Annotated in this window: 17 protein-coding genes and 3 pseudogenes; 8 read left to right on the top strand and 12 right to left on the bottom strand. The window is 72.2% G+C overall.

What is annotated here, in order from left to right:
- The first annotated feature begins 103 nt into the window (after positions 1-103).
- Complete coding sequence (locus ACFYWX_RS37535; protein WP_389429363.1) at positions 104-1,030, top strand: glutaminase; 927 nt, start codon at positions 104-106, stop codon at positions 1,028-1,030.
- Between the two features lie 22 nt (positions 1,031-1,052).
- Here ACFYWX_RS37535 and ACFYWX_RS37530 read toward each other — a convergent pair whose 3' ends face one another.
- The gene (locus tag ACFYWX_RS37530; RefSeq protein WP_389429362.1) at positions 1,053-1,490 is read right to left on the bottom strand and encodes a DUF6234 family protein; all 438 of its coding nucleotides are present in this window, start codon (positions 1,488-1,490) and stop codon (positions 1,053-1,055) included.
- Between the two features lie 148 nt (positions 1,491-1,638).
- Here ACFYWX_RS37530 and mptB point away from each other — a divergent pair, with 148 nt between their 5' ends.
- Positions 1,639-3,036: a polyprenol phosphomannose-dependent alpha 1,6 mannosyltransferase MptB gene (mptB, locus tag ACFYWX_RS37525; RefSeq protein WP_389429361.1), complete on the top strand. Its 1,398-nt coding sequence runs from the start codon at positions 1,639-1,641 to the stop codon at positions 3,034-3,036.
- On the top strand, positions 3,033-4,409 hold the full coding sequence (locus tag ACFYWX_RS37520; protein WP_389429360.1) for a glycosyltransferase 87 family protein: 1,377 nt from the start codon (positions 3,033-3,035) through the stop codon (positions 4,407-4,409). Before mptB ends, ACFYWX_RS37520 begins: the two co-directional genes overlap by 4 nt.
- Positions 4,410-4,420: 11 nt before the next feature.
- On the opposite strand, the pseudogene ACFYWX_RS37515 reads toward ACFYWX_RS37520, so the two are convergent.
- Positions 4,421-5,305: pseudogene (locus ACFYWX_RS37515) on the bottom strand (D-alanyl-D-alanine carboxypeptidase family protein); the annotation flags it as partial.
- Positions 5,306-5,410: 105 nt separating this feature from the next.
- Positions 5,411-5,842, bottom strand: a complete 432-nt coding sequence (locus ACFYWX_RS37510) for an ankyrin repeat domain-containing protein (RefSeq protein WP_389429358.1) — start codon at positions 5,840-5,842, stop codon at positions 5,411-5,413.
- Between the two features lie 55 nt (positions 5,843-5,897).
- Here ACFYWX_RS37510 and ACFYWX_RS37505 point away from each other — a divergent pair.
- Positions 5,898-6,636, top strand: a pseudogene (locus ACFYWX_RS37505) (IS5 family transposase).
- 10 nt (positions 6,637-6,646) lie between these two features.
- Here the strand turns inward: ACFYWX_RS37505 and ACFYWX_RS37500 are convergent.
- Together ACFYWX_RS37500 and rho are read right to left on the bottom strand one after the other, a co-directional pair.
- Complete coding sequence (locus tag ACFYWX_RS37500) at positions 6,647-6,946, bottom strand: putative quinol monooxygenase (protein WP_389429356.1); 300 nt, start codon at positions 6,944-6,946, stop codon at positions 6,647-6,649.
- Between the two features lie 143 nt (positions 6,947-7,089).
- Entirely contained in the window at positions 7,090-8,244 is a 1,155-nt protein-coding gene (rho, locus tag ACFYWX_RS37495) for a transcription termination factor Rho (protein WP_389429355.1), read from the bottom strand.
- A 378-nt stretch (positions 8,245-8,622) separates the two neighbouring features.
- On the opposite strand from rho, the pseudogene ACFYWX_RS37490 reads away from it, so the two are divergent.
- Positions 8,623-8,874: pseudogene (locus ACFYWX_RS37490) on the top strand (cytochrome P450); the annotation flags it as partial.
- Between the two features lie 77 nt (positions 8,875-8,951).
- Here the strand turns inward: ACFYWX_RS37490 and ACFYWX_RS37485 are convergent.
- Entirely contained in the window at positions 8,952-9,359 is a 408-nt protein-coding gene (locus tag ACFYWX_RS37485; RefSeq protein ID WP_389429353.1) for a nuclear transport factor 2 family protein, read from the bottom strand.
- Between the two features lie 70 nt (positions 9,360-9,429).
- Here ACFYWX_RS37485 and ACFYWX_RS37480 point away from each other — a divergent pair, with 70 nt between their 5' ends.
- Together ACFYWX_RS37480 and ACFYWX_RS37475 are read left to right on the top strand one after the other, a co-directional pair.
- Entirely contained in the window at positions 9,430-9,993 is a 564-nt protein-coding gene (locus ACFYWX_RS37480) for a PadR family transcriptional regulator (RefSeq protein WP_389429351.1), read from the top strand.
- Positions 9,994-9,998: 5 nt separating this feature from the next.
- Positions 9,999-10,721 carry a class I SAM-dependent methyltransferase gene (locus ACFYWX_RS37475; protein WP_389429349.1) on the top strand — a complete coding sequence of 241 codons (723 nt, stop codon included), beginning with the start codon at positions 9,999-10,001 and terminating at the stop codon, positions 10,719-10,721.
- Between the two features lie 78 nt (positions 10,722-10,799).
- Here the strand turns inward: ACFYWX_RS37475 and ACFYWX_RS37470 are convergent, their stop codons facing one another.
- The 6 genes from ACFYWX_RS37470 to ACFYWX_RS37445 form a co-directional block, all read right to left on the bottom strand.
- Positions 10,800-11,969, bottom strand: coding sequence for a serine hydrolase domain-containing protein (locus ACFYWX_RS37470; RefSeq protein WP_389429347.1), 1,170 nt, complete (start codon positions 11,967-11,969; stop codon positions 10,800-10,802).
- Positions 11,970-12,109: 140 nt separating this feature from the next.
- Complete coding sequence (locus tag ACFYWX_RS37465; protein WP_389429346.1) at positions 12,110-13,078, bottom strand: acetylxylan esterase; 969 nt, start codon at positions 13,076-13,078, stop codon at positions 12,110-12,112.
- Between the two features lie 261 nt (positions 13,079-13,339).
- Complete coding sequence (locus ACFYWX_RS37460; protein WP_389429344.1) at positions 13,340-13,924, bottom strand: hypothetical protein; 585 nt, start codon at positions 13,922-13,924, stop codon at positions 13,340-13,342.
- Between the two features lie 129 nt (positions 13,925-14,053).
- Positions 14,054-14,839, bottom strand: a complete 786-nt coding sequence (locus tag ACFYWX_RS37455; RefSeq protein ID WP_389429343.1) for a ferredoxin reductase — start codon at positions 14,837-14,839, stop codon at positions 14,054-14,056.
- Positions 14,832-15,437, bottom strand: a complete 606-nt coding sequence (locus ACFYWX_RS37450) for a sulfite oxidase-like oxidoreductase (RefSeq protein ID WP_389429341.1) — start codon at positions 15,435-15,437, stop codon at positions 14,832-14,834. The genes ACFYWX_RS37455 and ACFYWX_RS37450 overlap by 8 nt, the downstream gene beginning before the upstream one ends.
- 21 nt (positions 15,438-15,458) lie before the next feature.
- On the bottom strand, positions 15,459-15,884 hold the full coding sequence (locus tag ACFYWX_RS37445) for a MarR family winged helix-turn-helix transcriptional regulator (RefSeq protein ID WP_389429340.1): 426 nt from the start codon (positions 15,882-15,884) through the stop codon (positions 15,459-15,461).
- Positions 15,885-16,115: 231 nt separating this feature from the next.
- Between ACFYWX_RS37445 and ACFYWX_RS37440 the strand changes: the two genes are divergently transcribed.
- Entirely contained in the window at positions 16,116-16,904 is a 789-nt protein-coding gene (locus ACFYWX_RS37440) for a putative protein N(5)-glutamine methyltransferase (protein ID WP_389429339.1), read from the top strand.
- Positions 16,905-17,146: the final 242 nt, after the last annotated feature.

Below are 17,146 nucleotides of genomic sequence, written 5' to 3'. Positions count from 1 at the left end.
CCAGCACGCGCGGTTCGGCCCAAGACATGCCTGATTGGACGGCATGGCGCGGGTGGAGCGCGCCCGGCACCCGGGGGTACCCCGGAGTCAGGTGTGCGGCATCATGACGATCATGTCCTCGCAGTTCCAGCCCGTTCTCGACCGCATCGCCTCGGAGATCGCGGGCACCCCGGCGCGCGGCCGGCCCGCCGACTACATCCCGGCGCTCGCCTCCCGCGACCCGCGCAGCTTCGGCATGGCCGTCGCCGAACTGGACGGCACGGTGTACGGCGTGGGGGACTGGCGGGAGCCGTTCTCCACGCAGTCGATCACCAAGGTCTTCACCCTCGCCCTGGACCTGGCCCGCGAGGGCGACGAACTCTGGGAGCACGTGGGCCGCGAGCCCTCCGGCAACCCCTTCAACTCCCTGGTCCAGCTGGAGTACGAGAACGGCATCCCGCGCAACCCGTTCATCAACGCGGGCGCGCTGGTCGTCACCGACCGCCTGCACACCCGTACCGGCGACGCGGCCGGCGAACTGCTGCGGTTCCTGCGGGCCGAGAGCGGCAACCCGGAGCTGTCCTTCGACGCGGAGGTCGCCGCGTCCGAGGCCGGCCACGGCGACCGAAACGCGGCGCTGGCGTACTTCATGGCGTCCTACGGCAACATCGGCAATCCGGTGCCCGAACTGCTCGACCAGTACTTCCGCCAGTGCTCGGTCACCGCCTCCTGCGCCGACCTCGCCCTGGCCACCACCTTCCTGGCCCGGCACGGCGTCCGTGCCGACGGCACCCGGCTGCTCAGCCGCAGCCAGGCCAAGCAGGTCAACGCGGTGATGCTGACGTGCGGGACGTACGACGCGGCGGGCGAGTTCGCCTACCGGGTCGGGCTGCCCGGCAAGAGCGGCGTCGGCGGCGGCGTCATCGCCGTCGTACCGGGGCGGTGCACCCTGTGCGTGTGGAGCCCCGGTCTGGACGAGCGGGGCAACTCGGTGGCGGGGGTGGCGGCGCTGGACCGCTTCACGACGCTGACCGGAGTGTCGGTGTTCTGAGCCGGGGTTTCGAGCGCGTGGCTCACGAGCCGTGGCACTCGCTGTTGTCTCCGCCCGACAGGCACTGCGTCTGCGGTCCGCTGTAGCCGGGCTGTGGAGCCGGCGGATGGTTCTTGTCCTGTTCGGCCAGGCCGGTCGCGGCGACCAGCAGCAGCACGCAAGCGGCGAGGCCCTGAAGGACCGCGGTGATGTACGCCCGCCCCTTCCAGGCCAGTAGCGCAGTCCCCAGCACGACGACACCCACCACACCGACGAACAGAGCCGGCTTGGTCATGTCGACGTCGGAGTTGTCGGCGCCTGTGTCGAAGAAGGAGTAGCCGGCCGCGTCCATGCCGGCGAGGTACGCCCAGAGCGCCGCCCCGGTGTCGACGACGAGCAGCACGAGGGCGAGGGCCACGTCCGCCACGGGATGCAGGTGGTCTCGTCGCCGGTCGAGAGGTTCATGTGCTGACGTCGTCATGGGGCCAGCGTTCCCCGGACGGGAAGCGGTGTCCTGAGTACGGATACTCAACCTGGGATCACTCGCCGGTTGCACAGGCGTCGCGCCCCCGTGAGGGGAGCGTCGCTTTCCGGTCACCCGGTGTCGACAGGCTGACGGAGTGTTGGCCATGGCTTTTCCCGTCGATCTCCGCCGCTGCCAGGTGCTGGGCCTGGCCGGTACCGCCTTCCTCGCGCTGGGCGGTGAGACGGCCGGTGCCCTGCCCGTGCGGGAACTGCTGGCCCCGTCCTCGCCCCACGCCGCCCTCGGCCTGGTCGGCGTGTACTTCGGCGTCGTCCTGCTGATCGCGGCCTGGCTGCTGCTCGGCCGTCTCGTGCGCAGCGCCGACCCGCCGAGCCCACGCACCCTGCTGCTGGTCCTCGCGATCTGGGCGGCCCCGCTGCTGATCGCGCCGCCGCTGTTCAGCAGGGACGTCTACAGCTACCTGGCCCAGGGCGCCATGGTGGACGCGCACATCGACGTCTACGCGCACGGGCCCGCCCGGCTCGGCGGTCCGCTCGCCGAGGAGGTCGCCCCGCTGTGGCAGCACACCGCGGCCCCCTACGGCCCGGTGTTCCTCGCCGTCGCCTCCGCGCTGACCGGCCTCACCCACGGCGAACTCCCGGCCGGACTCCTCGGCATGCGACTCGTGGCCCTGCTCGGCGTGGCCCTGATGGCGGCCGCCCTGCCCCGCCTCGCCCGGCACAGCGGCGCCGACCCGGCCGCCGCCCTGTGGCTGGGTGCCCTCAACCCGCTGGTGCTGCTGCACCTGGTGGCGGGCGCCCACAACGACGCCATCATGCTCGGCCTGCTCGGCGCGGGCCTCGTCGCCGCGCTCGGACGGTGGCCGATCCTGGGCGCCGTCCTCGTCACGCTCGCCGCACTGGTCAAGGCGCCCGCCGCGCTCGGCCTCGTCGCCGTCGTGATGCTGCGGCTGCGCGCGGGCCACCGGCCGGCGCGGGCCGCCCTGTCGACGGCGGCCGCATCCGCCGCGACCACGGTGGCCGCCACGGCTGTCGCGGGCACGGGGTACGGCTGGATAGGCGCCCTGGACACCCCGGTCTCCCCGCACAACTGGGCGCTCACCAGTCTCCTGGGCCGTGCCACCCGCGCTCTCCTGGAGCGGCTCGGCAGCGACCTGGCACCGCTCGCCGTCCCGGCGTGGCACGTCCTCGGGCTCGGGGTCACCGCGGCCCTCGTCCTCGCCATATGGTGGCGCGGCCGGCGGCGCCCCGTGTACGCGCTGGGCCTGAGCCTGGCGGCGGTGGCCGCCTTCGGACCGGCGATCCGCCCCTGGTACGCGCTGTGGGGCCTGTTCCTCATCGCCGCCGCGGCCCCGAGCACCTCGACACGGCATCGCACGGCCGCCCTGACCGGTGTGCTGGCCCTCGCCGTCCTGCCGAGCGGAGGCCCGGCCGACACCGGCCAACTGGTGCTGGCCGTCTCCGGCGGAGTGCTCGCCGTGGTCGTCCTGTGGCAGGCCCACCAGACGGCGCAGGCCCCGGTCCTGGGAGGACGTACGGCATGACAGGGCCCCGCACCGGCCGCGGCCGTCTCCTCCTCGTCCTGGCCCTGGCCACGGTGGTCGCCGTCTTCACCGCGACCGTGCCGCTGCTGCGTGACTGGTTCGACCTGCGCGTCTACTACGGCACGGTCGACACCTGGGTCCACCACGGCGGCCGGATCTACGACTACCGGGTGCCCGGCACGACGTACGGCTTCACCTACCCGCCGTTCGCGGCCGTCGCGATGCTGCCGATGGCGCTGGTCGGGCTGCGTACGGCGATCGCGGTCGCCCTGCTGCTCAACCTGGCCGCGCTGGCCGTGGTGGTGCGCCTGCTGACCGGACGGGCGTGGCGGCGGCACGGCTGGTACGGCTGCGCTCTGGCCCTGTGCGTCCTGGCTCTGTTCGAACCGCTCCGCGACACCTTCAGCTTCGGCCAGGTCAACGTCCTGCTGCTGGCCCTCGTTCTCGTCGACGGTTGGCTGTTGGCCACCGGGCGGGGCCGCTGGGCCGGAGTGGGCATCGGCCTGGCGGCCGCGATCAAGCTGACGCCCGCCGTGTTCATCGGCCTGCTGCTGTTGGCGCGCAGATGGCGCGCCGCGGGCGTCGCGACGGTCGTCGCCGCCGCGGCGACCGGGCTCGCGGCGTGGGTGGCCGCGGACGCCTCCCGCTTCTACTGGACCCAGGCGCTGTGGGACACGACCCGGGTGGGCCGCCTCGACTACGTCTCGAACCAGTCGCTGCAGGGCGTCCTGGCCCGCCTCGGTGAGCAGAGCCGCGAAGTCTGGGTGGTGACGGTCCTGTTGGTGCTCGGCGTGTGGGTGTGGCGGGCGCGCCGGGCGGTGGTGGCGGGGAACTGGCAGGCCGCCTTCGCCCTCACCGGGCTGACGGCCTGCCTGGTCAGCCCGATCACCTGGGTGCACCACCTCGTGTGGCTGCTGCCGAGCTTCGCCGTGCTGCTGCGCACCGGGCACCCGCGCGTCGCGGGCGCGCTGTACGCGGTGCTGTGCAGCAGCGTGGTGTGGCTCTGGTTCGACGACGCGTCCGGCGTCGACGGCTTCCTCGGCGGCAGCGCCTACACCTGGATCACCCTCGGTCTGCTCCTGTGGCTGCCGGTGGGTCAACTCTCCTCCGTGCGGATCCCCGCGAGCCGCAGTGCGAGTGCCACTGCGGCCGCGCCCAGGGCGGCGGCGCCCGCGATCGCGGCCGCCTGCGGCCAGCCGGGCCCGCTGTCCGGCGCGACCGCTGCCGCGACGGGCAGTGTGACGGGCCCCTGGCGCGGCCTGGCCCGCAGTGCGTCCAGCGACCCCACCGGTTCGACCCGCCCCGCGGCGGCGAACCCCCAGTCGAGCAGTTCGCGTGCCTCCTCGTACACGGTGAACCCGCCGCCTGCCTGAGGGTTCATCACCGTCACCACGAGGGTGCGCGCGCCCCGCCGCGCCGCGGCGACGAGCGTGTTGCCCGCGTGGCTGGTGTAGCCGTTCTTGATGCCGATCAGCCCCGGGTACCGCTGCACTCCGTCGGCGCCGGTCAGCAGCCGGTTGGTGTTGAGGATGGGGTACGTCCCGCCGCGACGCGCCGGGAACCTGGCCTCGACCGTGCCGCAGTACCGCGCGAAGTCCGCGTTGCGCAGCCCTGCCCGCCCGAACACCGCGAGGTCGTACGCCGATGAGACCTGGCCCGGGGTGTCATAGCCGTCGGGGGAGAGGACGTGGGTGTCGCGGGCACCCAGGGAGCGGGCCTTGGACTGCATCCGGGCGGCCGTCGCACGCCAGCCGCCGTTGAGCGCGGCCAGGACGTGCACGGCGTCGTTGCCGGAGTTCAGGAACACCCCGTGCCACAGGTCGTCGACCTGGTAGGCACGTCCCTCGGCGACGCCGACGAGGCTGCTGCCCGGCCCGATGCCCGCCAACTCCTTCGCGCTGACCATGTGCCGGACGCCTGCGGGGATCACCGGCAGCACGGTGAGGGCGAACAGCGTCTTCAGCGTGCTGGCGGGCGGCAGTCTGCGGTGCGCGTCGTGCGCGGCGAGCACGGTGCCGCTGTGGGCGTCGGCCACGAGCCACGACAGCGCGGAGACCTCCGGGGCCCGGGGCGCCCCCGTGTGCGGGCGGACCTGCGTGCCGTGGCGGTGGAGCAGGGAGGGGCGCGGGACCGCCGTCTCCGGCCGGTCCGGGGTACCGGGGCCGGCCTCGCTCGGCGCGGCCGCCGCGACGGGTGTGAGGGCGAGGACACCCGCCGTGCAGACCGCGCAGGTCGACGCGGCCACCCGGGATGAGAATCCGATAGTCATATGATCAACGTAGAAACGGACCTCCCCGGCACCGCGCCGACCGCGCCGAAGGCCGCGCGCGAGCACCCGGATGCCGCACTGGGCAGGGGGCGCGCGGCGTCGAGGTCACGCGGTGTGTTCGCGCCGCCGGGCACCCGCAGCCAGCAGCAGGGCCGTCGTCTCCGGGTACGGCCCCTTCTCCGCCCAGTCCAGCGGGCCCAATCCCGTGCCGTGGTCCTCGCGGAGGTTCGGGTCGGCGCCGTGCTCGAGGAGCGCGCGCACCGCCTCCGCGTGGCCCCAGCAGGCGGCCCCGCACAGCGCAGTGCCCTCCGAGCCGTGGCCGCTCTCGGCGTCGGGCGGTGCACCGGCCGCCAGCAGGCGGCGGACGATGTCGGCGGCACCGTGCACGGCAGCCGCGTACAGAGGGGTGGTGCCCTCGGCGTCGGGCGTGCGCGGATCGGCTCCGGCCCGCAGCAGCGCGCGGACCTCGGCGCTCTCACCGAGCATCGCGGCGAAGACGAGACGCTTCGTCAGTTTCTTCTGTCGTCGTCTGTTCACGATCACCGAGACTATCGACCCGGTACCAGGGTCCGTCTTCAAAGATCGTTAAGTGATGGATCATGGTGGCGTGATACGGCGCCATGAACTAACCGACCACGAATGGGAGTTACTTGACCCGCTGATACCGCGGGCCGTCACGGGACGGCCTCGTGTGGAAGACCGACGGGTCATCAACGGGATGGTCTACAAGATACGTACCGGTATCTCGTGGCGTGACCTGCCGGAACGCTACGGGCCATGGCAGACCGTCTACACCCGCTTCCGCCGCTATGCCCTCGACGGCGTGTTCACCCGAGCCCTGCAGCAGATCCAGGCCCGGGCGGACGCCGCCGCTGGCATCGACTGGCTCGTCCAGATCGACTCCACCATCGTCCGGGCCCACCAGCACGCAGCCGCCACGGGGCGAAAAGGGGGAAGCGCCGGCAGGACGAACCGGACGATCACGCCCTCGGCCGGTCCCGAGGTGGGCTGACAACCAAAGTCCACGTCGCCTGCGACGGCAAGGGGCGCCCTCTTGCCGTCCTCATCACGCCGGGCCAGCGTCACGACAGCATCTGTGCACGAACTCTGCTGGAGCGGATTCGCGTTCCTCGCACCGGTCGGGCCGACCACGTGGCCGGCCCGACCGTGTGATCGCGGACAAGGCCTACAGTTCTCGTGACACCGTCGAACGATGCTTCAACAAGCTCAAGGGCTTCCGCGGCATCGCCACCAGGTACGACAAGACCGCCACCTCCTACGAAGCAGCGGTCGCACTCGCCTCGTTCCTACTCTGGGCAAGATCTCTTTGACGGGTGGTCGTCAGAGCCCAAGGCCACCCGCGACCGAGACTTCCTGCTTGGTGAACTCCCCCGTCAGCATCGGCATGGCCTTATTGATGGCAGCCTTCGCCTGGGGCAGTTCCAGCGAAGCATCGTGATGTCCCTTGGTCTTCCAGACCTCGGTCACCCAGATCGTCGTGTCATCTTCGTCGGACAGACCGACGACGTAGATGTCGCATCCTGCCTCCCGAAGCCCGTCGACGGCGCTCAGAAGAATGGAGACGACTTCGTCGCGGAAACCAGGTCGGGTCTTCATAGATGCCATGCAGCCGTACGTCATACAGGGGCCCTCTCTCCTCGGACGAGGCCGGATGCCCGCCATGGGCACACCCTGCCATCGGCAGCCCACGGACTCAATGGACGTCGATCGAGCCCCAAGTGGCAGCATCTGATCCGTTCATCAGCACCCTTTGAAGACGGGCCCTAGGCCGCCGGCAGGGTGGGCTGGATCCGGCGCAGGAACGTCGCGTTGTCCGGGGTCTCCCGCATCCGCTCCAGGAGCGTCTCCAGGTTGGCGTGCCCGTCGCGGGTCTGGAGCGCCCGGCGCAGTCCGCGTACGGCGGTCAACTCGGCCGGAGACAGGAGGAGTTCCTCGCGGCGCGTGCCGGAGGGGGTGATGTCGACGGCCGGGAACACGCGGCGCGAGGCGAGTTCGCGGTCCAGCCGGAGCTCCATGTTGCCGGTGCTTTTGAGCTCCTCGAAGTAGAAGTCGTCGGCGCGGGAGCCGGTTTCGACGAGGGCGGTGGCCAGGATGGTGAGGGAGCCGCCCTCCTCGGCGAGGCGGGCGGCGCCGAAGAACCGCTTGGGGCCGTGCAGCGCGGCCGCGTCGACACCACCGCTGAGGGTCCGCCCGCTCGAGGTCGCGGCGTTGTTGTGGGCCCGGCACAGCCGGGTGAGGGAGTCGAGCAGGATGACGACGTCCTCGCCGGCCTCGACGAGCCGCTTGGCCCGCTCGATCACGAGTTCGGCGAGCGCGATGTGCTGCTTGGGCGCCCGGTCGAAGGTCGAGGCGTAGACCTCACCGCGCACGGAGCGCCGCATGTCGGTGACCTCCTCGGGACGCTCGTCGAGCAGCACCACCATCAGATGGCACTCGGGGTGGTTGCCGGCGACGGCCGCGGCGAGCTGCTGGAGCAGCACGGTCTTGCCGGTCTTGGGCGGCGCCACGACGAGGCCGCGCTGGCCCTTGCCGACGGGTGCGATCAGGTCGGCGACACGTCCGGTCAGCCCGGACGCGGGGTGTTCTAGGCGGATCCGCTCGCGGGGGTGCAGCGGCGTGAGGTCGCGGAAGTGACGGCGGTCGCGCAGCTCTTCGGGCGTACGGCCGTCGACGAGCTCGATCTCGGTCACGGAGTTCCGCCCACCGCGTACGCCGTCGACCAGGTCGCCCTTGCGCAGGCCGTGCCGGCGGATCAGTGCGGAGGAGACCTGCGGGTCTGAAGGCGTGGGCAGGCAGTCCGCGGCGCGCAGGTGCCCCTTCCCGTTGCCGTCGATGTCGAGGACACCGGTCACCGGCTGGAACTGGGGCTGCGACTGGGTCTGCCGCTGTACAGGAGGGTGTTCGAGTGTGGTGGTCATGAAGGGTGGTGGTCCTTTCCAGGACGGGTGGCATGAGGCATGCGTGGGAAGGGGGGAGGAGCCGCGAGGGGGAAGGCGCGTGCAACAGGCCTCCGGGCGGCGGAGAGCATCACCTCGGGTACGGCGGAAAAGCGCTGCTCACGAGGTGTGCGGGGGAGCTGGTCGCACAGACCGGAATCGGCGTGTGGGTCAGCGAACTGAGAAGAAACCGGCACCGGCGCCCACGACGGGGCGTGCACGAGTGCTGACAGCAGCATAGCACCTGCCGCTGTTCCATGACACGGGCCGTTCTGATGCGGTCAACATCGCCCCTCCGCCTCCTATTCCCCGCCCCCGCCGGGGACAGTCGTGCTGCCGGGCTGGGGGCGAGGGGATGGCTTCACGGCGCTGCGTGAGGGGCGGACCGGGAAGGGGTGGCCGCTGACGGCGTTTGCGACGGTGAGGGGCATGACCACCGCCGACGGCGACGACCAGCGAAGGCTGCGGTCCCTCGTCAGTCAAGCGTTCACGTTTCGTCGCGTCGAGCAACTGCGGTTGCCTATCGAGAAGTTGACGGAGTCGCTGTTGGGCGACCTCGCCCGCCGCCCACGGCCCCGACGCCGACCGCTTCGACGTCACCCGGCCCGCCCGCCCGGAAGCCGTACGGAACCTGTCCCTCGGGCACGGCGCCCACCGCCGGCTGCGGCCCTGAACGCGTAATACCTGCGTCAGGAGGCGGCGGCGGACCGGGCCTCCGCCTCCTTCGCGATACGGTCGAACTGCGCGCCCATGGCCGCCGCCAGGGCCTGCGCACCCGACAACGGGCGCACCATGACCGTCAGTTCGTCGATCAGGCCGTCCTCGTCGACGTGGATGAAGTCGCAGCCGCTCAGCTCGCGGTCGCCGACCCGCGCGGTGAACACCAGCGCGTGGTCGCGGCCATCGGCGCCGGTGAGCTCCCGCTCGTAGCGGAAGTCCTCGAAGACTCCCGAGACCGCCCGCAGGATCGCCGCGGTGATCGCCTTGCCGGGGTACGGCTTGAAGACGACCGGGCTGGCGAAGACGACGTCCTCGGCCAGCAGTGCCTCCAGCGCGGCGAGATCTCCCGCCTCGACCGCCTCACGGAACGCGCGCATCGGATCACCTCATAGTCAATTAGTTGAGTAGGTGCCGAAGAGAATAATCACCTTCTGTTACGGTGTCCACATGTCCCTCAAGTACGCCGTCCTCGCCGCCCTCCTGGAGGGTGAGGCCTCGGGATACGAACTGTCGAAGCTCTTCGACGTGTCCCTGGCCAACTTCTGGCCCGCGACGCCCCAGCAGCTCTACCGCGAACTGGAGCGTCTCGCGCAGGACGGACTGATCGAGGCCCGGGTCGTGCAGCAGGAGCGCCGGCCCAACAAGCGGATGTTCACGCTCACCGAGGTCGGCCAGGAGGACCTGCGGGCCTTCACCGAGCGGCCGCCACGCCGGCCCACCGCCATCCGCGACGAACTCCTCATCAAGATCCAGGCGATGGACGGCGGCGACCCACGGACGACCCACGCGCTGATCGAGGAGCGCATGACCTGGGCACGCGGCAAACTCGACCGCTACCGCCGGGTGCGCGAACGCCTCCTCGACGGCCGCACCGAGGAGGAGTACCTGAGCGAGGCCGACCGCATCGGCCCGTACCTGACGCTCATGGCCGGCATCTCCTTCGAGGAGGAGAACGTGCGCTGGTGCGAGCGCGTTCTCGCCGTGCTGAAGCAGCGCGTGGCGCTGGGGTGACGCCGATGTTCAGCCCCGAAGGCCCCACCCTGCGCGAACTCGCCGTCCAGGCACTGTCGTCCGTGCAGCACGGCTACGACCTGCTCGCCCCGAAGTTCGACCACACGCCCTTCCGTACGCCCGACTCGGTGCTCTCCGCCGTCGCGTCGGCGCTTAAGCGGACCGGACCCTACGACGACGGGCTCGACCTGTGCTGCGGTACGGGCGCCGGGACGGACGTGCTGGGGCGGCTGTGCCGGCGCAGCGTCACCGGGGTCGACTTCAGTGCCGGGATGCTCGACGTCGCCAGGCGGCGAGCCGAGACGGCGGGGCCGCGCGCGGCGTGGGTGCGCGCGGACGCCCGTGCCCTGCCGTTCCGGCACGCCTTCGACCTGGTCGTGAGCTTCGGGGCGTTCGGACACTTCCTGCCGCGCGAACTTCCGGGCCTCTTCGGCCAGGTCCACTCCGTGCTGCGACCCGGCGGCACCTTCGCCTTCCCCGTGCTCGCCCCGCCCCGCCCCACGTCCCCGGCGTTCTGGATGCTGCTCGGCTTCGACGCGGTGATGCGGGTGCGCAACGCGCTGTGGCGCCCACCGTTCGTCATGTACTACCGCGCCTTCCGCCTGGGCGACGTGCGGCGGGAGTTGGAGCGCGCCGGGTTCCGGGTGGACCTGCGGGCCCTGCCCGAGTTCGGGACCAGGAGTGAGGGAAGCCCACGCGTCCGGATGGTCGTGGCGCGGGCGGACTGACCGGGATCGGACGAGGCGTCTGACGAACGCCAGGCCGCCGCCCGCAGGGAGGCGGCCCGGCAGCGGCAGCACGCCCCCTCACAGCTCGCTGTACAGGGCCTCCACCAGAGCCATCTTCCGCGGGTCGTCGGCGATATGAGGCCCCATCCGGTTCATCACATAGCCCAGCGACACCCCCGCCTCGGGGTCGGCCAGGCCGCACAAACCGCCGAAGCCGTCGTGACCGAAAGCCCGCGGGTTGGGCCCGTACGAGCCGTTCGGCCCGCTCAGCCACAGCCCGAGTCCGATCTCCGTCTCGTGCGCGAACCCGGCGCCCAGCACCAGGTCACGGCAGCCGCCCTGCCCCTCGCGCACCCGCTCGGCCGCCTCCGCCGACAGGACGCGATGGCCGCCGTACGATCCACGGCCCGCGAAGATCCCGTACAGCGCCGCGACGGCCCGCGCGGTGCCGTGGCCGTTCGCCGCGGGGATCTCCGCGGCCCGCCACTCGGGCGTGTTGGCCTGGCTCGCGCCGACCAGCGGATTGGCCAGCGCGGCGATCGCCGCCGGCGTCAACTGGCTGAAGATCGCAGCCTGTTCGCTGCTCGACGCGGTCGGCGGATGCACCATCTCGGCGGCCCTGCCCGCCTCCTTCTCCGGCAGGCCGACGGTGAAGCCGATCCCGAGCGGCCCGGTCACCTCCTGCTCCAGGAAGGCCCCCGGCAACAGTCCGGTCACCCGCCGCACGACCTCCCCGACCAGGAAGCCGTAGGTCAGCGCGTGGTACCCGGACTGGGTCCCCGGCTCCCACCAGGGCTCCGTCGCCGCGAGCCGGGCGGTCGTCAGCTCCCAGTCGTAGAGCTCGTCGAGCGAGTGCTGCTCACGCATGCCGGACAGGCCGGAGCGGTGCGACAGGAGATGCCGTACGAGGACCTTCTCCTTGCCGGCCGCGGCGAACTCCGGCCAGTACGCGGCCACCGGCGCGTCGAAGTCGAGCAGACCCCGGTCGGCGAGGAGATGCGCGCACAGCGCCACCGGGCCCTTCGACGTCGACCACACGTTGACCAGCGTGTCCCGCTCCCACGACCGGGTGCGTGCGGAGTCCGCCCAGCCGCCCCACAGGTCGACCACGGTCACGCCGTCCACCGTGACGGCCAGGGCGGCGCCCAGCTCGCCCCGGTCGCGGAAGTTCTCCTCGAACGCCGTGCGCACCGCGGCGAAGCGGGCGTCGCAGTGACCGTGGACCTGTGGCTCGTGCAGTTCGGACATGCGCCCTCCGTCGTCCGCCGGGAACCGGGCCGCGACAGCGCGACCCGGGCGACCTCGAACATACCGACTGGTCGGACAGCAGGGAAGGATGCCGGAGAGAACAGCGAGCCGACCGCCTTCCGGCGCTGCGCCGGGGCGTCTCAGGCGTATGACCGCAACCAGCGCACCTTGGCCTCTTCGTGGAAGGGGCCGCCGCCCTCGTGGTCGTTGAACTCGTACACCTCGATCGCCTTGTCCTCGTGCGCCCAGGCGTTGAAGGCGGCGAACACGGTCGAGGGCGGGCAGGTCTGGTCCTCCAGGGCCGCCGAGAAGAGGGCGGGCGCCCGGCCGCGGGCGGCGAAGTGGACGCCGTCGAAGTAGGAGAGCGTGCGCAGGGCGTCCTCCTTGCGGCCGCGGTGCGTCTTGAGGAACAGGCCGATCTCCCGGTAGGGGTGACGGTCCGTCATCGTCGCCGAGCGCGGGAAGTCGCACAGGAACGGTACGTCCGGCGCGACTGCGACCAGGTCCGGGACCAGGCTGCCCACGGCGAGGGTGATGCCGCCGCCCTGACTGGCGCCGATCACCGCGGTACGCGTCGAGTCGGTCAGCGGGTGCGAGCGGGCCGCCTCGACCGCACGCACCGCGTCCGTGAACACCCGACGGTAGTAGTACTGCTCGGGCGCCTCGATGCCACGGGTCATGAAGCCCGGGTACGAGACCCCGGCGCCCACCGGATCCGCCGTGGCGCCCCCACCGCCCCAGCCGCTGCCCTGGCCCCGGGTGTCCATCACGAAGTGGGCCCGGCCCGTCGACGCCCACAGCAGGTTCTCGTGCGGCAGGCCGCGTCCGCCTCCGTAACCGATGAACTCCACGACCAACGGCAACGGCTCCTCGGCCCCCGCGGGCAGCTTGAGCCAGCCCTTCACCGGGTGACCGCCGAACCCGGCGAACGTCACGTCGTACACCTGCACCGTGCTCAGACCGGTGTCGACCGCCTCGAAGCGGGCGTCCAGATCGTGCTCACGCGCCTCCTGGAGGGTCTTGGACCAGAACGCGTCGAAATCCGCGGGTGCGGCGGACGTGCTGCGGTACTCGCGGAGCTCGTCGAGGGGGAGATCGAACAGGGCCATCAACAACCGCCTTTGTGAAGAGAGCGTGCGGGTGATCACACCGTACGTGGGTGGTCGGACGACTGACCAGACCTTCGCAGGTCGGCACGCCCACGATGACTCCCGCCGTCGGCCGCGGATCTGCTGGTCAAGGGCGTCGAACCAGTCGTCCTGGGCGGGGGAGCGGGAGATCCCCGGCGGCTGGGGGCGTCGTCGGTGGTCGGGTCTCTGTGGCGGGCTCCCGCGCCCGGGCCGTTTCCGTCCGCCTGTGCCCGCGGGGCCTTACGCCCGGCGGCGCGTCCACTCCGGCTCCGTGCGGGCCCACTCGCGTTCCCACTCGTCCATGCGGTGCCGCATCGCCACCCGGCGTACGACCATGTGTCCGAGCAGGATCACGCCGGCCGTGCCACCCGCGGCGCACGCGCCCATGGCCAGGGTGTGCTGCCAGACCGCGGACTCGTCAGGCGGCGGAGCGACGCTGCGGCCCCGCGCGTCGAACCACACGTCGACCGTGTCACCGGTCCGCGTGCCCGCCGGCACGGTCGCCTTGGTCGTCCGCGGCCGTTCGCCGGGCTCCGTCCAGCGCACGGTCACCTGGTACGACTGCTCCCGGCCGCCCTCGACCGACGGAAGTGTGTCCGGCGTCCTGCCGACGACCTCGGCACGGACACGGTGCCGGTCCGCGCGCTGCTGCGCGGCGACCGTCCGTGTCTCGTCGTGAGCCCACCAGCCGGCCACCGTCCCCGCCAGCGGCGCACCCACCAGCAGCAGGACGGCCACGACCAGCACCGTCCACCTCTCCACGACATCGGACCGGCGTCGCAGGGGATTGGGACGCCGGCGCGAGCCGTGCACCCGGGTTCGCATGTCGACCTCCTCGCCGTCACGCGTACGAGTGCCCACATGGATGTCGTACCCCGTTTACAGGACATCCTTCACCCAACGGACACAAACGGGAAGAGTCGGGTGGTTCGCCGCGTGCCTCCCGGGCGGGCCTCAGCCGAACCGCTCGATCCTGATCCGCTCCACCGGCTGGCCGGCCTCCACCAGCAACCGCGAGGCGTGCTCGGCGAAGGCGTTCGAGCCGCATACATAGGCCTCCCACCCGCCGGGCGGCTCCTCGGCCACGAGCGGTGCCACATGAGCCGCGGTGAGCCGCCCGACCGGCACCCCCTCCGGCGCGCTCCGCGTGAACACGGGCGTGGTCTCGGCGCCGTACTCGTCCGCGTAGATCAGGTCCTCGGGGCCGCGCGCGGACACCAGCAGCCGCAACGGCACGGACAGCCCCCGCGCCCGGTGGTGCCGCACCATCGACATCAGCGGTACGACGCCGGAGCCCGCGCCGATCAGCAGGGCGGGCCGGTCGCCCGGCCAGGCGAAGAAGCCGCTCAGCGGGCCGCGCACCTCGATGCGGTCGCCGGGCCGGGCCACCGTGTGGAACCAGCCGGAGACCTCGCCGCCGTCGACGTGGTCCAGGGTGAGCTCGATGTGCCCGGAGTCGTCGGGTGCGGACGCGAGGGAGTAGTGCCGCTGGGCCACGTATCCGTCCTCGGCGGTCAGCCGCAGCATCAGGTGCTGCCCGGGCAGGTGCCCGGCCCAGGCGGGTACGGCGAACCGGAAGGTGGTCGCACGCGGGGTCTCGCGGCGGACCTCGGTGAGCGTGGCCGTCTGCCACCCGGCGGCGGTCTGGTTGCCCACGGCGATCCGCCCGGGCACGGCGAACCGCGTGGGAGGGGCGAAGGCCGGGGAGGAGTGGGCCGGGGAAGCGAAGGTCTCAGTCACCGGAGTACCGCTGCTCCTCCCAGGGATTGCCGCGGGCGTGGTAGCCGTTCTGCTCCCAGAAGCCCGGCTCGTCGTGGTCGAGGAGCCGGATGCCCGCGATCCACTTGGCGCTCTTCCAGAAGTACAGGTGCGGCACCAGCAGCCTCGCCGGGCCACCGTGCTCGGGGTCGAGCGGCTTGCCCTCGTACGCGAAGGCGATCCAGGCCCGCCCACCGGTCAGGTCCGCCAGAGGGAGACTGGTGGTGTACCCGGTGTGCGAGTACGCCACGGCGTGCGTCGCGGACGCGTGCGGCCGCACGGCGTCCAGGAAGGTGTCCAGGGACACGCCCCCGAACCGCACCCCGAACTTCGACCAGCCCGTCACACAGTGGATGTCGCCCTCGTACTCCGACGCGGGCAGCCTGTGCGCCTCGTCCCAGTCCCAGCTGCACGGCCGCTCCACGAGCCCGTCGACCCGGAACGTCCACTGCGCGGGTGCGAGGTCGGGCGTGACCTCCGCGGACAGGACGGGCCAGTCGTCGCCGGAGTCGTACTGACCGGGCGGCAGTCCGGCGTCGGTGACGCGGGGGCGGCCGGTGAAGCCTCGGGTGACGTGCATGACTCCCACCGTACGTGCATGTCAGGGGGCCCCTGAGCCGTTGTAGCGCACCAGATACGCCGCGAACCGCTCCAGGTCCTCCTCGGGCCAGTCCGCCAGTCGCTCGCGGAAAGCGATGCGGCGGCTCTCGGTGACCTGGGCGAGGATGTGGCGGCCGGGGGCGGTGAGGTGCAGGAGTTGGACGCGGTGGTCGTCCGGGGCGACGCGTCGTTCGACGAGGGCGGCGCGTTCGAGGGCGGTCACCTGGCGGCTGACGGTGGACTTGTCGAGGCCGTAGTGCGCGGCCAGGTCGGTGGCGCGGCAGCCGTCGCTCTCCTCGAGGTGGGCGAGCAGGGTGTACGAGACGAGGGACAGCTCGGGGTGCATTCGGCCCGCCGTGGCCCGGGCGCGGCGGGCGAAGCTCGTCATCTCGCGCTGGATGGTCTCCACGGCCTCGGCTGCGGTCACCTGATCTCCCGTCCCCTCATGGTTGCATAATACAACTTGGGCGGTCCCGGTGCCCGCTCCACGGTAAGGTGAGCGCCCGGCTGTGGACGTACCCAGCCGTGCGGAGTCGAGGAGGTGGGACCCATTACCGCTGTGTCAGGTCGGGTGCTCTCACCTCGAGGTGGCGTGGACCGCCGCCCGTAGGCGACCGCGAGAGCGCCCTTCGGCTCCCGAAAGGCTCTCTGCTTCACCATGCCTCCACTTTCTCCCGCCCCCTCCCGTGACTCCGTCGTGGCCGCGCTGCGTGCCGCGGGCTGCGTCTTCGCCGAGGACGAGACCGAGTTGATCCTCACCACCGCCCGCACACCGGACGAACTCGCCGCCATGGTGGAGCGCCGGGTGGCCGGCCTGCCCCTTGAACACGTCCTCGGGTGGGCCGAGTTCCACGGGTTGCGTGTCCACGTGGAAGCCGGTGTCTTCGTGCCCCGCCGACGCACCGAGTTCCTCGTCGACCAGGCCCTCGCCCGCGCGCCGCACGCCCGCGTCGTCGTGGACCTGTGCTGCGGCTCCGGCGCGGTCGGCGCGGCCCTCGCCGCCGCCCTCGGCGCGGTCGAGCTGCACGCCGCCGACATCGACCCGGCCGCCGTACGCTGCGCGGGGCGCAACGTCGCCGGTCAGGGTGGTCATGTGTACACGGGTGACCTGTTCGAGGCGCTTCCCGACCGGCTGCGGGGACGTATCGACATCCTGGCCGCCAACGTGCCGTACGTCCCGAGCGACGAGGTTTCCCTGCTTCCCTCGGAGGCCCGCGACCACGAGCCGCTCACCGCCCTCGACGGAGGCGCCGACGGGCTCGACGTGCTGCGCCGGGTCGCCGCCGGGGCGCCGCGGTGGCTGGCACCGAGCGGAGTGCTGCTGGCCGAGACGAGCGCACGTCAGGCGCCGACGGCCGTCGACGCCTTCACCCGGGCCGGTCTGCGCACCGAACTCGCCGTCTCCGACGAGTTGTACGCCCATGTGGTGATCGGCCGCACACCCTAGCGGCACCAGACCCCAGCGGCACTGGACCTGACGGGCTCAGGTCGTCGCGCCGCTGCCCGACGGGTGAGGGGAGGGGGTGCGGTCGTTGTGGCCCCAGGGGCCGTGCCCCCGCTTGCCGCGCCAGTCGCCCGGGCCCTTGTCGCCGGACCCCTTGTCGTGGGGGGGGGGGGGGGGGCGGGGGGGGGGGGGGGGGGGGGGGGGGGGGGGGGGGGGGGCGGGGGGGGGGGGGGGGGCCGCGGGGC

This window comes from Streptomyces sp. NPDC002888 (assembly GCF_042888465.1).
In the GTDB taxonomy this organism is placed as follows: domain Bacteria; phylum Actinomycetota; class Actinomycetes; order Streptomycetales; family Streptomycetaceae; genus Streptomyces.
This window is presented reverse-complemented; position numbering and strand designations above follow the sequence as displayed.